Consider the following 13,066-nt stretch of genomic DNA (forward strand, 5'->3'; position numbering starts at 1 on the left):
TTTTTGAAAGGTAATCGACGTATTGCAACACGCTATGAAAAAACAGCACGAAACTATCTGTCGATGGTGAAATTAGGCTGTATTCGACTCTTTTGCCGGAGATTATATAATTAAGGGACACTACCTAGTACAACTCCGGTGACTGCCCCCCGCAGTTAAAGAGGGTTTACTGCGGTTTTTGCTAACAACTCTGCATACTCGGATTCACTTGCGCTCGAATCTTGATGATTTTTGTTCTATCTCTGACTATGGTTTGTTTAGTCTCACAATATGGCGTCATTTTGGCACGCATGTTGAATTTTGTTAAAAAAAAATCTTAAACTAGCCGATGAAGCAAATTTAGCATTTCACCAAACCAATATGTTCCGCTAGCTCCAAATAAATAATGCAAACGATAGTGGATATCTATAGTGAACTAATAACCGCAATGCGGTAGGAGTAAGGTTTATGGCCACATTAGCAAATGAAAGAATCACCACAAGGGTGAGTTCAGAGACCAAAGAGCTACTTGAAAGAGCGTTATCACTATCAGGGTATGCAAGTTTGAATAGCTTTATTGCAAATGCTGCTGTAGCAGAGGCAAAAAGACTCATTGAACAAAATATGCGTATTCAATTGTGTCAAGAAGATGCATTGGCGTTTGTTCATGCATTGGAAAAACCAACCAAGTTAAACGAACGTTTCCTTCGTGCTGCTCGTAGACATAAAGAAACAATAAAAAATGAAGATAGAACGTCTAGATAAAAACAAACACGATAGAAATAATTTTAACTGTGGTGAACCCGCGCTAAACAACTACTTGAAGGCAGTATCGGGACAACATGATAAAAAGGATTTATCAAGAACATGCGTCCTTACAAGTAGTCAAAATGGATCTCAAATAAAGGGATACTATTCCCTAGCACTATGCACGGTAGAGCTAGACGAACTACCCGAGAAAATATCGAAAAAGTATCCTTCAACACTACATTGCGCACTCATTGGTCGCCTAGCTATAAGTAAGTCATTTCAACGCCAAGGGTTTGGTGAAATCTTACTTATAGATGCAATTCGAAAAGCTATAGAGTCGTCAAAATCTATTCCTACCCCGATGATTATCGTCGATGCGAAGAACGACATAGCCAAAAAACTGTATATGAACGTAGGATTTGAGGAGTTTCTTCAGACAAAGAACAAACTGTTCATGTCCACGACTGTTGCAATAGAAATGATAAAAAAAGTAGATGCGATGTAACATATCATTTACTGAATGCGGCTAACGTTCCCTCTGAATGAAAACTCAGAGGGAACGCTTTCACTAATTACAACACATCAATTGCGTTCAATTCTTTGAAAGCCTGTTCCAGACGAGCGGCCATAGAAACCTGACCGGCACGCAGCCATACCCGTGGATCGTAGAATTTTTTATTAGGTTTATCCGCGCCTTCTGGATTGCCTAACTGACCTTGCAGATAGCCTTCGTTCTTTTTGTAGTAGTTGAGAATACCTTCCCAAGTCGCCCATTGGGTGTCAGTATCGATATTCATTTTAACGACGCCGTAGCTGACCGCTTCTTTGATCTCTTCCGCAGTAGAACCAGAACCACCGTGGAAAACAAAATCCAGGCTGTTATGTGGCAGATTGAATTTCTCAGAAACATAGTCTTGAGAGTTACGCAAAATTTTTGGCGTCAGTTTAACGTTACCCGGCTTATAAACACCGTGAACGTTACCGAAAGAAGCCGCAATCGTGAAACGTGGGCTGATAGCGTTCAGTTTCTCATAAGCATAAGCCACATCTTCCGGTTGAGTGTACAACGCAGAGCTATCCATATGGCTGTTATCAACGCCATCTTCTTCCCCACCAGTACAGCCTAACTCGATTTCCAGCGTCATATCGATTTTTGCCATACGAGCCAAATATTGGCTGCAAATCTCAATATTCTCTTCCAGAGACTCTTCTGACAGATCGATCATGTGAGAAGAGAATAAAGGTTTACCCGTCGCTGCGTAATGCTTTTCTCCCGCCTCTAACAGGCCATCAATCCACGGCAGCAATTTACGCGCGCAGTGGTCAGTATGCAGGATCACAGGAACACCATAATGTTCAGCCATCTGATGAACATGGTGAGCACCAGAAATTGAACCCAGAATAGCCGCTTGTTGACCTTCAACTTTCAAACCTTTACCGGCAATAAAAGCAGCACCACCGTTAGAGAACTGAATGATCACGGGAGAACGAACTTTAGCAGCGGCTTCCAGTACGGCATTGATTGAATCAGTACCTACACAGTTGACCGCCGGCAAAGCAAAGTTGTTTTCTTTGGCTATGGCGAACACTTTTTGAACATCATCACCAGTGATGACACCCGGTTTTACGAAATCAAAAATTTTAGACATGTTACGTGGGTCCTGTTTAGAGCAGGTAGCCAACCAATCAGCCGCTACCCGTCATGACTTAATTACTGTTTTGCACGTTCTTCCAACATTACAACCGCAGGCAGTTTCTTCCCTTCCACGAATTCGAGGAAAGCGCCACCACCCGTAGAGATATAAGAAATTTTGTCAGCAATACCGAACAGGTCGATCGCTGCCAGCGTATCGCCACCACCGGCGATAGAGAAAGCATCACTCTCTGCAATGGCACGCGCGACAATTTCAGTTCCTTGACGGAAATTAGGGAATTCAAATACGCCAACCGGGCCATTCCATAGAATCGTTTTGGCGTTTTTCAGGATATCTGCCAGCCGTTGAGCGGATTCATCCCCCAGATCGAGGATCTGCTCATCATCTTTAATATCGCTGGTAGATTTCAAGGTTGCTTCGGCCGTTTCAGAGAATTCTGTCGCTACGCGAACATCGGTTGGTACCGGAATATCACAGCTTATCAGCAATTTTTTCGCTTCCGGGATCAAGTCATCTTCATAGAGAGAACGACCGACATTGTGGCCTTCCGCAGCAACAAAGGTATTTGCGATACCACCACCAACAATCAGTTGGTCGGCAATTTTAGACAGCGTATCCAGAACGGTCAGCTTGGTTGAAACTTTAGAACCACCGACGATAGCCACCATTGGACGAGCCGGATTATCCAATGCCTTACCTAATGCCTCTAATTCCGCAGACAGCAAAGGACCGGCGCAAGCAACAGGAGCAAACTTAGCCACGCCGTGAGTAGAAGCCTGAGCACGATGAGCCGTACCGAATGCATCCATGACATAAATATCACACAGGGAAGCATATTTTTTAGCCAAGGTTTCGTCGTCTTTCTTCTCACCTTTATTAAAGCGAACGTTCTCCAGCACAACCAACTCACCTTCCGCGACATCTACCCCTTCCAAATACTCTTTTTCCAGTCGAACCGGGGAAGAGAATTTCTCTTTTAGATAGTCTACTACTGGTTTCAGCGAGAATTCTTCGTTGTATTCGCCTTCAGTCGGGCGGCCAAGGTGAGAAGTAATCATGACCTTAGCACCCTGTTTCAATGCTGCTTCGATGGTTGGCAAGGAAGCACGGATACGCGCATCAGAGGTGACTTTGCCATCTTTTACCGGAACGTTCAGGTCAGAGCGGATCAAAACACGCTTACCCGCCAGATCTAAATCGGTCATCTTAATTACAGACATGGTGAATCCTCTCATTGATTCTCTAAATTATTTAATCTTGCGCTGTGTGCGGATCTATTATGGACCGTCTATCAACAACAGATCATTCGAAACCCGTAGCAGCCATTGCTAACGTTGTATCTAACATTCGGTTAGCAAATCCCCATTCATTATCGCACCAAACTAATGTCTTAATCAGGTGCTGCCCACTTACCCGAGTTTGTGTGCCATCAACAATCGCACTATGGGGATCGTGGTTAAAATCCGTTGAGACTAACGGCAATTCAGTGTAATCAACTATACCACGAAATGAAGTAGCTGCTGATTTTTGCATTAATTCGTTGATTTTTTTAACAGTTACTGAAGATTTTACCGTAACGCTCAAATCGATAGCGGTAACGTTAATCGTTGGTACGCGCACCGAGATAGCTTCAAAACGGTCACAGAACTTTGGAAAAATCCGGGTTATCCCTGCGGCCAACTTGGTATCCACCGGAATGATAGATTGACTGGCTGCCCGAGTACGCCGTAAATCTTTGTGATAAGCATCAATGACCGGTTGGTCATTCATTGAGGCGTGAATGGTTGTTACTGTGCCAGATTCAATCTCAAATTCATCATCCAATAATTTAATAATGGGAATAATGCAATTAGTGGTGCAGGAAGCATTGGATACAATGCGATCTTCTGCCGTCAGTAAATGTTGATTTACACCATAAACTACCGTCGCATCTAAATCATTGCCCCCCGGATGAGAAAACAGTACTTTTTTGGCACCACTGGCAAGATGTGCCTGACCATCAGCTCTGCTGCCATAAATCCCACTGCAATCAAGAACAATATCAATTCCCAGTTCTTGCCAAGGCAACGTCGATATATCAGGTTGATGAAACAAGCGAATATTATCATCACCAACTTGCAACAAATCATTATTCAGACGCACATCCCAGGCAAAGCGGCCGTGACTAGAGTCATATTTCAGCAAGTGAGCAATTCCTTCGGCATCTGCCAGCTCATTAACAGCAATAATCGAAATTTCAGCCCGGCGTCCAGATTCATAAAGAGCACGTAAAATACTACGCCCTATTCTGCCAAAACCGTTTATTGCTACCTTGATTGTCATGTTACTCCCTGAATATAGTTATTACCACCCAACCGCTTAGAATAACTGACTAAATCACTGATGTACTGATTGCTTATCACAAAATTATCAAAACCGTGCATAGAAAACCGCTTCAGATAACAGAATGAAACGATTCAGCTATAAATAACCAGATTACGGGAAAAGGAGATTGATAGCAATAGTCATTAATCGCAATGGCAAAAAGTGATCAAGCCGCGCAGTAAAGGTACCAAAATTAATTATTAGCGGAAAAATACCTCTTTATTTTCTCCCTGTTCAAAGGCAAGGCTTCCTACTTCATTTAAAGACTGTTGCTCATATTCGTCGAACATAAGCAAACAGAAAGAAACAATCCCACCGTTATTTACTCACAACTGCGACATTGCTCATCAATATCATTTATTGAAATATTGACATTTCATCTCAAAAAATGGAAACTGGTTGTCGTTTTTTGCGGTACTAAGGGAAGGAAGTAAATCGTGTCAACCGAGAAAACTTCGGCGTTTGAAGTATTCACTGAGATCACACTAGCGGTATTTAGGCTCAATGCCCTACTGCTCTCTAAAGGGGATCAGCTCGTCGCCCCGTTGGGAATCACAAGTGCAAGATGGCAAGTACTCGGTGCGATTGCGCATGCACCACATCCACTTACCGCGCCTCAGATTGCCGCCGCAATGGGTATCACGCGCCAGGGAGTGCAAAAGCAATTGAATCTCGGGCTGAACTCAGGGATGGTGAAAGCCATCGCTAATCCTCGGCATGAACGCTCGCCACTCTATCAACTGACCGAGCTTGGTTGGCGTACTTTTGATGCGGCGATATCACTGGAAGCTGAATGGGTCGAATCACTGATGCAATCCTCTGATCTTAACGAGCTAAAAGTGACATTAAACACCTTAATAAGCCTAGAGACGGAGCTGGCAGAATCACCAGTGCCAAATAGCGCTACGGATTCGTTCGTTAATAACGACAAAGAATTACCAAACAGTTAAATGAAATACAACGTGGAAACAGCATGTAATTGGTGGAATACATTTGTCTCTACGTTGACACATTGTTGCCGTCAAAAGCCACGTAAATCACGCGACTCACCTCGGCAGGATAGCAATACAAGCATAAATATAAACAAATAATTTTCAGGAGATAAAAATGGTCAAGCTAGAAGAAATGGATACCCACGTAACCCTACGGGAACAGTTATTTTCGAACACCGATGGCTCTATAGTGCTGGTGAACATATTTCATGTTGATCCCTCAATGGCTGACGCCCTAATAGAAACGTGGAAGGAAGATGCAGAATATTTCCGGTCTAAAGTCGGCCTAATTTCCGCACAATTACATCGCGGAATCGCTGGCAGTGGCACATTCATGAATTATGCCATTTGGGAGAGTCTGGAGCGTTTCCGCGCCGCGTTCATGGACCCTGAATTCAAAGAGAAACTCGCCAAGTATCCTGATGGGATTGTCGGCTCGCCTCACGTATTCCAAAAAGTAGCCGTCCCTGGAATTTGCGTGGCATAAGCCGAGGAAAACTGTCACGATCCCTCTTCGATAACGATATCGTGCAGAACAAGAGCGCACCCGCTCAACGTTTACCTCGGGTGCGCTCATTTATGAAGCGACTAATTATTTCAGCAGAGCTTTAGCCTTAGCGACCACATTCTCTACCGTGAAACCAAACGCTTTAAACAGTTGATCAGCAGGCGCTGACTCACCAAATGTATCCATACCAACAATAGCGCCATTCATACCGACATATTTAAACCAGTAATCGGCAATACTCGCTTCGATTGCAACACGTGCCGAAACCGCCGCAGGCAGAACCGCTTCTCGGTATGCAGCATCTTGCTTATCAAAAGCATCAGTAGACGGCATGGAGACTACGCGCACCTGATGACCTTCCTCAGTCAATTGGTGGTAAGCACTTACTGCCAATTCAATTTCTGAACCGGTTGCAATCAGAATCAGTTCTGGCTGCCCCTGACAATCTTTCAGGATGTAAGCCCCTTTCTCAATATTAGCCAACTGCTCAGCGGTACGTTCTTGCTGTGCCAAATTCTGGCGAGAGAAAATAAGCGCTGATGGGCCTGCTTTACGATCAATAGCGCATTTCCACGCCACCGCAGATTCAACCTGGTCGCATGGACGCCATGTGCTCAGATTTGGCGTCACACGCAAACTGGCAAGCTGTTCTACCGGCTGATGAGTCGGACCATCTTCACCCAAACCGATTGAGTCATGGGTATAAACAAAGATGCTGCGAATCTTCATCAATGCCGCCATACGCACTGCGTTACGGGCATATTCAACGAACATCAGGAAAGTTGCACCATAAGGCACAAAACCACCATGCAGAGCGATACCGTTCATAATGGCTGACATGCCAAACTCACGAACGCCGTAATGGATGTAGTTACCTGCCTGATCTTCGTTCAATGGTTTAGAACCTGACCACATCGTGAGGTTACTTGGTGCCAAATCAGCGGAGCCCCCCATAAATTCAGGCAGCACCTTACCAAAAGCTTCCAAGGCATTTTGGGATGCTTTACGGCTGGCAATATTGGCCGGATTTTTTTGCAACTGTTCGATAAACGCTTTGGATTCAGTTTCCCAGTTTGCCGGTAACTCGCCACTGGTACGACGTTTGAATTCAGCCGCTAATTCAGGATACGCTTTTTCATAGGCAGAGAATTTTTCATTCCAAACGGCTTGTTTCGCATTGCCAGCTTCTTTTGCATCCCATTCAGAATAGATGTCCGCTGGAATCTCAAATGCCGGATAATTCCAATCCAGTGCTTCACGAGTCGCGGCAATTTCCGCATCACCCAATGGCGCGCCATGAGAATCATGGGTACCCGCTTTGGTTGGCGCACCAAAACCGATAACTGTTTTGCACATTAACAGAGAAGGTTTACCAGCAACTTTACGTGCTTCTTCAATAGCAGCTTTGACTGAATCTGCATTATGACCATCAATACCGCGAATCACATGCCAGCCATAAGCCTCAAAACGGCTTGCCGTATCATCCGTAAACCAGCCTTCAACATGACCATCAATGGAAATGCCATTGTCATCATAGAAAGCGATCAACTTGCCTAGCTTTAAAGTACCGGCCAAAGAGCACACTTCATGAGAAATGCCCTCCATCATGCAGCCATCACCCATAAAGACATAAGTATTATGGTCAACGATCTCATGGCCAGGACGGTTAAATTGCGCGGCCAAAGTGCGTTCCGCAATCGCAAAACCTACTGCGTTGGCAATCCCCTGCCCTAAAGGACCTGTCGTAGTTTCTACGCCTGGAGTATAACCATACTCAGGATGGCCTGGGGTTTTAGAGTGTAACTGACGGAAATTTTTCAGATCATCAACTGAAACATCATAACCGGTGAGATGCAACAGGCTATAAATCAGCATAGAACCATGACCGTTAGACAATACAAAACGGTCACGATCGACCCAATGTGGATCAGTTGGGTTATGATTCAAATAATCACGCCATAAAACTTCAGCGATATCAGCCATTCCCATAGGCGCACCAGGGTGCCCTGATTTTGCTTTCTGCACAGCATCCATGCTCAGGAAGCGAATAGCATTAGCAAGGGTTTTACGAATGGTCATTTTCTACTCCAAGTGGGATAAAATGTTTAGGGGGATAATTTTCTCAGCACAGCGTACAAACCGCAATCTTTAAAGCCAAATACCCGAAAACTATCTTAATTTTATCTGAACGGCAATTCTTTGATTTGCCTTACTGTTCTATAACGAATTTCAGCGTTATCAGAGTAACAAACAAACTCATTGCGCATATAAAGGGGTAAATGAATTAAACACAGCTATTAGTGGCAAATCAAGCGATAAAATAACCAATTAAACAGAGACATACTCTTAATTTATGGCAATTTTCAGCAAATAAATTAATCGTTTATATTGTTCCTAATTGTCTCTTAATAATTTATTCATCAGTAGTGAATACATAGAAAAAACACCAATCAAAAACCAATGTTATTTGGACATCAATAAACCAATAAACAATTCAAAACAAAATAATACTTATAGTTATATTTTCATACACGATAATATTTTTACCCAAAACAATAAGTAATTTGATTAACAAACATAGATAAAATAAAAAAATATTATTTTTTGGCGAATTAATTATTGCAATCCATTATATAATCAGGTTATTTTAAATAGAACATATAAATATAGACACGCAGATGACTACTTAATTAACAACTAGGACATTTTCATGTCAAATATCAAAAACAAACCAAATAATATCACTCCACAATTAACTTACATGTGGGAAAAAAGTAATGAACCTTGGGGTGCAAAAGATCGCCAATCAAGATTTATATATGCAAATCCTGCTTTTTACCAACTGCTCAATCTGCCAGAAGATTTCGAGATTACAGGGCTTTCAACCGGGGAACTACCCTCACCTATCGCAGAGTATACAGAAGAATATTGTCGTCAAGATCAAAAAGTGATGCAAACCATGAATACAGTTACTTCACTTGAGACTCACCTATTTGGTAAAAATAAAGTCAAGCAAACCTATCGCTGTAGTAAATACCCACTTTGTGATGAAAATGGGAACTGCATCGGCATTATTTTTAATATGTCCAAAGTTCAAAACTTTTCCATTGCTTACTATCATGAAAAAGTATCGCCAACAGCGCTGGAATTTACCCCTCCTAATGACATACTGACTCAAATTGAATGGGAAGTTCTTTTTTTGGCTCTTCGCTCACTGGACGAAGAGAGTATCAGCGAAGAATTAATGATAAGTACCGAAGAGGCCATTAACCATATTCAGTCAATTTACCAAAAATTTAATCTACCGCTGCATATAGAATTAGACGATTTCTGCAAAGCAAATAAGTTTGATCTATATATTCCAGAAAGATTCGTCGCTACTGGCAGCCAAGAGTTGTAAATTCCCATTAATTCAAATCTAAAATCCAGATATTTATCCAATAACAATAGGAATTATGTTGTGAGCTATAAAAAATTAACCGTATCGCCTCAAATTATTAATCTAATGGAAACCAGTCATGAACCCTGGGGCATAAAAGATCAAAACTCCCGTTTTGTCTATGAAAACAAGGCGATGGCTATGCTGCGCGATCTTCCCCGTGGTTTTAATGTAGAAGGACGTCTAGACAATGACCTGCCTTGGGAAGGTGCCGCTTTTGCAGAACAATTTCAGATCCATGACAGAGCAGTAATGCAAGCAGAACAAAGAATATGCTCATTAGAAACCCATTTATATGGTAAAGAAAAATTACTTTCCTCCTATTTCTTCGAAAAGTTTCCATTTTATAATGAAGATAATCAATGTGTCGGCGTTATTTTCCATGCCTGGAAAGCCGAAGCCTATTCTCTGACACGCTTTTTTTATGGTAAGCTCCCCGCTTCTATTATGTTCCAGCCTCCTTCTGAGCTATTTACTCAACGGGAATGGGATGTCATTTTTCTATTTCTACAGAAACATACCAGTAAACAGATCGGGCGAATACTGAATATTTCTTATCGCACGGTAGAAACGCATATGTTACGGATATACAAGAAAATTGGTATTAATTCAGGTCAACAATTGGATGAATACTGCCGCCTTAACGATTTTGATCTCTATGTTCCTGAGAGATTTTTAAAACCTGGTAGTAAAATGTTTATATAATATGGTAAATAAAACAGATGAAAACAACGAACAATATATCAGCACAGGTAATAAATACCATAAAACATAGCCATGATCCTTGGGGCATTAAAGATAAAAGCACTTGCTTTATTTATGAAAATAAAGCAATGGCTATGCTACAAGATATTCCGCTTAATTTGAACGTCGAAGGGCGTTTTGATTGTGAATTACCTTGGGCAGGAGCAATATTTGAAGAGCAATTTCAACGACATGACAGAACCGTCATGCGCTTGGAAAAAAGTATATGCTCATTAGAAACACATAGATTTGGCAAAGAAAAACATCTTTGTTCCTATTTCTTCGAGAAATTTCCATTTTATAATGAAAATAATGAATGTATTGGCATTATTTTTCATGGCCGGAAAGCGGAAGCGCTTTCTTTAAAGGAGTTTTTCAATGGAAAATTGCCACCTTCCATTATGTTTTGCTCTCCCTCAGATAAATTTTCTCAACAAGAGTGGGAAATTATTTTCCTATTTCTGGCAAAACATAGCAGAAAGGAAATCAGCGAGAGACTAAATCTTCCTTATCAATCAGTAAAAGACCAGATAGAAAAAACATACCAGAAACTAAAAGTGAACTCTGATTCTCAATTTGAGGAGTATTGTCGTATAAATAACTTTAACCTTTATATACCAGAGAGATTTTTATTTCCTTATTTATAAATCTCATTTTTATATTCAAGTTATTATAAAGGCAACAATATTATGAAAACCAAATATGAATTCATTAACTATACCCTATGGATTTCAAGGTGCATCGCGGCGGCAAGGGAGCGAATCCCCGAGAGCATAGAAAACTATGTGACCGGGGTGAGTGAGTGCAGCCAACAAAGAGGCAACTTGAAAGATAACGGGTATAATTATACCGCGACTCAACTAGATAATATATGAAATAAAATCCCAGAATCGTGGTTTGTAAAAGATAAGGGATTTATCTGCATTTATGTAAATGTAATATTTACTACCGTTAATAAATTGTCTGAAAAATAGCTCAGAAATATTCATAAGAAACTATTAGTTACTCAATCTATTAAGTTAAGAATATTTTTCACAGATAATAATAATGCTCTTTACATTCAGAAAAAACACCTCCAATATATAGGGAATATTCAGTTATAAAACAATCGATAATATTATTCAGTATTCTCTCCGATAGCCAATTCAATTAACCTTGATCGATAATCTGCACCTAATTACTACCAGACAGCAAAACATTGATAATTTATCTATTATCAATGTTTTTCTCACAATTAAAACTTGGAGATTATTGATGGGTATTCAAGACTGGCATCCAGCAGATATTATTGCAGCACTGAGAAAACAAGGAACAAATCTTTCAGCCGTTTCTCGCAAAGCTGGCTTAGCATCATCGACGCTGAGTAATGCATTACATCGCCCGTGGCCAAAGGGAGAAGCATTAATCGCTACTGAATTAGGTTTACATCCATCGGACATTTGGCCATCACGCTATAGACCGGGTAAAGAAAATAAATTTCTAATAAAAATTGCAGAAACAAGCTGTATAGAAAGCTGGTAGCAGCGATGTCTTATTTCAATGCAATTTCATTATCACTTATATTGTCTATCGAGAGATTACTACATGACATAAGTACAAACAAAAAAGCCCCGGGCAACTACCCAGGGCTTCGGAATCTTTGGCGGTGCGGACGGGACTCGAACCCGCGACCCCCGGCGTGACAGGCCGGTATTCTAACCGACTGAACTACCGCACCGCGCAGCGTTCTGGTTGAGAACGAGGTGAATATTACGAATCCAAGATCATTCCGTCAATATCTTTTATAACAAAGTGGCGAGTTTGATCAACTTTTCACCCCGAAAGGTGATTTATCCGCAATTTTATGTTAACTCTGCCCAGAACTTATACGCCATAAACAGCTCCCGCCCTTCTTCTCAACTAAATCCAATCTGGATTCGTGAGCGGCAAGTTCTTCATCTGTTGCATAAATAACTTTTAATGCCGTTTGAGATCGGGTAACACGCTGTATTTCAGCAACATTCGCACCGCCAGCAATTTCCCCTTCCATTGAAAAAGCAAGAGAAGTCTGACCGCCTGTCATTATCAAATAGACATCAGACAATATCTCGGCATCGAGTAACGCCCCATGTAAGGTTCGTTTAGAATTGTCTATATCATAACGATCACATAACGCATCAAGATTATTTCTTTTCCCCGGAAATAACCCTCTCGCAAGTTGTAAGCTATCGGTAATCTTACAGAAATCCGCAGTTGGCGGAATATCACGATCCAGCTTACCAAACTCATAATCGATAAAGCCGATATCGAAGGGAGCATTATGGATGATCAATTCAGCGCCGCGAATAAATTCAATAAACTCATCTGCAATATCAGCAAACAACGGTTTATCCTGCAAAAATTCATCACTGATCCCATGCACTTCAAATGCTTCAGGATCGACCAATCTATCCGGCTGAATATAGACATGAAAATGGCGTCCAGTTAAACGACGGTTAATAACCTCTACAGCCCCAATTTCAATAATTTTGTGCCCTTCATAGTGAACACCTAATTTATTCATACCGGTAGTTTCGGTATCAAGAACAACTTGTCGTGTAATTGCCGTGCTCATAATGCCTTTTTATGTCAGACTTAGGGTTTTGCATTGAATAAG

13 protein-coding genes, 1 tRNA gene and 1 pseudogene are annotated in these 13,066 nt (G+C 41.4%); 9 read left to right on the top strand and 6 right to left on the bottom strand.

Annotation, left to right across the window (positions count from 1 at the left end; all coding sequences use genetic code 11):
- From EAE91_RS11225 to EAE91_RS11235, 3 genes and pseudogenes are all read left to right on the top strand, one after another.
- Positions 1-114: pseudogene (locus EAE91_RS11225) on the top strand (IS5/IS1182 family transposase); the annotation flags it as partial.
- Between the two features lie 333 nt (positions 115-447).
- Positions 448-744, top strand: a complete 297-nt coding sequence (locus EAE91_RS11230; protein ID WP_214088578.1) for a type II toxin-antitoxin system TacA family antitoxin — start codon at positions 448-450, stop codon at positions 742-744.
- Positions 722-1,234, top strand: a complete 513-nt coding sequence (locus EAE91_RS11235; protein WP_214088579.1) for a GNAT family N-acetyltransferase — start codon at positions 722-724, stop codon at positions 1,232-1,234. Before EAE91_RS11230 ends, EAE91_RS11235 begins: the two co-directional genes overlap by 23 nt.
- A gap of 67 nt (positions 1,235-1,301) precedes the next feature.
- Here EAE91_RS11235 and fbaA read toward each other — a convergent pair whose 3' ends face one another.
- The 3 genes from fbaA to epd all read right to left on the bottom strand — a co-directional run bounded on the left by fbaA (position 1,302) and on the right by epd (position 4,706).
- On the bottom strand, positions 1,302-2,378 hold the full coding sequence (gene fbaA, locus EAE91_RS11240; RefSeq protein ID WP_214088580.1) for a class II fructose-bisphosphate aldolase: 1,077 nt from the start codon (positions 2,376-2,378) through the stop codon (positions 1,302-1,304).
- A 62-nt stretch (positions 2,379-2,440) separates the two neighbouring features.
- Positions 2,441-3,604, bottom strand: coding sequence for a phosphoglycerate kinase (pgk, locus tag EAE91_RS11245; RefSeq protein WP_214088581.1), 1,164 nt, complete (start codon positions 3,602-3,604; stop codon positions 2,441-2,443).
- A gap of 82 nt (positions 3,605-3,686) precedes the next feature.
- A complete protein-coding gene (epd, locus tag EAE91_RS11250; RefSeq protein ID WP_214088582.1) occupies positions 3,687-4,706 on the bottom strand; it encodes an erythrose-4-phosphate dehydrogenase in 1,020 nt (339 codons plus the stop codon).
- Between the two features lie 479 nt (positions 4,707-5,185).
- Between epd and EAE91_RS11255 the strand changes: the two genes are divergently transcribed.
- Complete coding sequence (locus tag EAE91_RS11255) at positions 5,186-5,698, top strand: MarR family winged helix-turn-helix transcriptional regulator (protein WP_214088583.1); 513 nt, start codon at positions 5,186-5,188, stop codon at positions 5,696-5,698.
- 157 nt (positions 5,699-5,855) lie between these two features.
- Positions 5,856-6,227 carry an antibiotic biosynthesis monooxygenase family protein gene (locus EAE91_RS11260; RefSeq protein ID WP_214088584.1) on the top strand — a complete coding sequence of 124 codons (372 nt, stop codon included), beginning with the start codon at positions 5,856-5,858 and terminating at the stop codon, positions 6,225-6,227.
- A gap of 105 nt (positions 6,228-6,332) precedes the next feature.
- On the opposite strand, the gene tkt is transcribed toward EAE91_RS11260, so the two are convergent.
- Complete coding sequence (gene tkt / locus EAE91_RS11265; RefSeq protein WP_214088585.1) at positions 6,333-8,327, bottom strand: transketolase; 1,995 nt, start codon at positions 8,325-8,327, stop codon at positions 6,333-6,335.
- 631 nt (positions 8,328-8,958) lie between these two features.
- On the opposite strand from tkt, the gene EAE91_RS11270 reads away from it, so the two are divergent.
- The 4 genes from EAE91_RS11270 to EAE91_RS11285 all read left to right on the top strand — a co-directional run bounded on the left by EAE91_RS11270 (position 8,959) and on the right by EAE91_RS11285 (position 11,952).
- Complete coding sequence (locus EAE91_RS11270; RefSeq protein ID WP_214088586.1) at positions 8,959-9,648, top strand: PAS domain-containing protein; 690 nt, start codon at positions 8,959-8,961, stop codon at positions 9,646-9,648.
- Between the two features lie 60 nt (positions 9,649-9,708).
- On the top strand, positions 9,709-10,392 hold the full coding sequence (locus EAE91_RS11275; protein WP_247982977.1) for a helix-turn-helix transcriptional regulator: 684 nt from the start codon (positions 9,709-9,711) through the stop codon (positions 10,390-10,392).
- A gap of 17 nt (positions 10,393-10,409) precedes the next feature.
- Entirely contained in the window at positions 10,410-11,078 is a 669-nt protein-coding gene (locus EAE91_RS11280) for a helix-turn-helix transcriptional regulator (RefSeq protein WP_214088587.1), read from the top strand.
- A 607-nt stretch (positions 11,079-11,685) separates the two neighbouring features.
- Positions 11,686-11,952, top strand: a complete 267-nt coding sequence (locus EAE91_RS11285) for a helix-turn-helix domain-containing protein (protein ID WP_214088588.1) — start codon at positions 11,686-11,688, stop codon at positions 11,950-11,952.
- Between the two features lie 119 nt (positions 11,953-12,071).
- On the opposite strand, the gene EAE91_RS11290 is transcribed toward EAE91_RS11285, so the two are convergent.
- Positions 12,072-12,148: transfer RNA gene (locus tag EAE91_RS11290), tRNA-Asp, on the bottom strand.
- A gap of 129 nt (positions 12,149-12,277) precedes the next feature.
- On the bottom strand, positions 12,278-13,024 hold the full coding sequence (gene dnaQ / locus EAE91_RS11295; RefSeq protein ID WP_214088589.1) for a DNA polymerase III subunit epsilon: 747 nt from the start codon (positions 13,022-13,024) through the stop codon (positions 12,278-12,280).
- Positions 13,025-13,066: the final 42 nt, after the last annotated feature.

It is taken from the genome of Photorhabdus noenieputensis, from assembly GCF_018448935.1.
Lineage (GTDB): Bacteria > Pseudomonadota > Gammaproteobacteria > Enterobacterales > Enterobacteriaceae > Photorhabdus > Photorhabdus noenieputensis.

What these genes read in the sequence shown, in the direction of transcription:
- fbaA (WP_214088580.1), bottom strand. Translation starts at nt 2,378, where the DNA reads ATGTCTAAAATTTTTGATTTCGTAAAACCGGGTGTCATCACTGGTGAT.
- EAE91_RS11285 (WP_214088588.1), top strand. Translation starts at nt 11,686, where the DNA reads ATGGGTATTCAAGACTGGCATCCAGCAGATATTATTGCAGCACTGAGA.
- dnaQ (WP_214088589.1), bottom strand. Translation starts at nt 13,024, where the DNA reads ATGAGCACGGCAATTACACGACAAGTTGTTCTTGATACCGAAACTACC.
- EAE91_RS11260 (WP_214088584.1), top strand. Translation starts at nt 5,856, where the DNA reads ATGGTCAAGCTAGAAGAAATGGATACCCACGTAACCCTACGGGAACAG.
- tkt (WP_214088585.1), bottom strand. Translation starts at nt 8,327, where the DNA reads ATGACCATTCGTAAAACCCTTGCTAATGCTATTCGCTTCCTGAGCATG.
- EAE91_RS11280 (WP_214088587.1), top strand. Translation starts at nt 10,410, where the DNA reads ATGAAAACAACGAACAATATATCAGCACAGGTAATAAATACCATAAAA.
- EAE91_RS11230 (WP_214088578.1), top strand. Translation starts at nt 448, where the DNA reads ATGGCCACATTAGCAAATGAAAGAATCACCACAAGGGTGAGTTCAGAG.
- EAE91_RS11270 (WP_214088586.1), top strand. Translation starts at nt 8,959, where the DNA reads ATGTCAAATATCAAAAACAAACCAAATAATATCACTCCACAATTAACT.
- epd (WP_214088582.1), bottom strand. Translation starts at nt 4,706, where the DNA reads ATGACAATCAAGGTAGCAATAAACGGTTTTGGCAGAATAGGGCGTAGT.
- pgk (WP_214088581.1), bottom strand. Translation starts at nt 3,604, where the DNA reads ATGTCTGTAATTAAGATGACCGATTTAGATCTGGCGGGTAAGCGTGTT.
- EAE91_RS11235 (WP_214088579.1), top strand. Translation starts at nt 722, where the DNA reads ATGAAGATAGAACGTCTAGATAAAAACAAACACGATAGAAATAATTTT.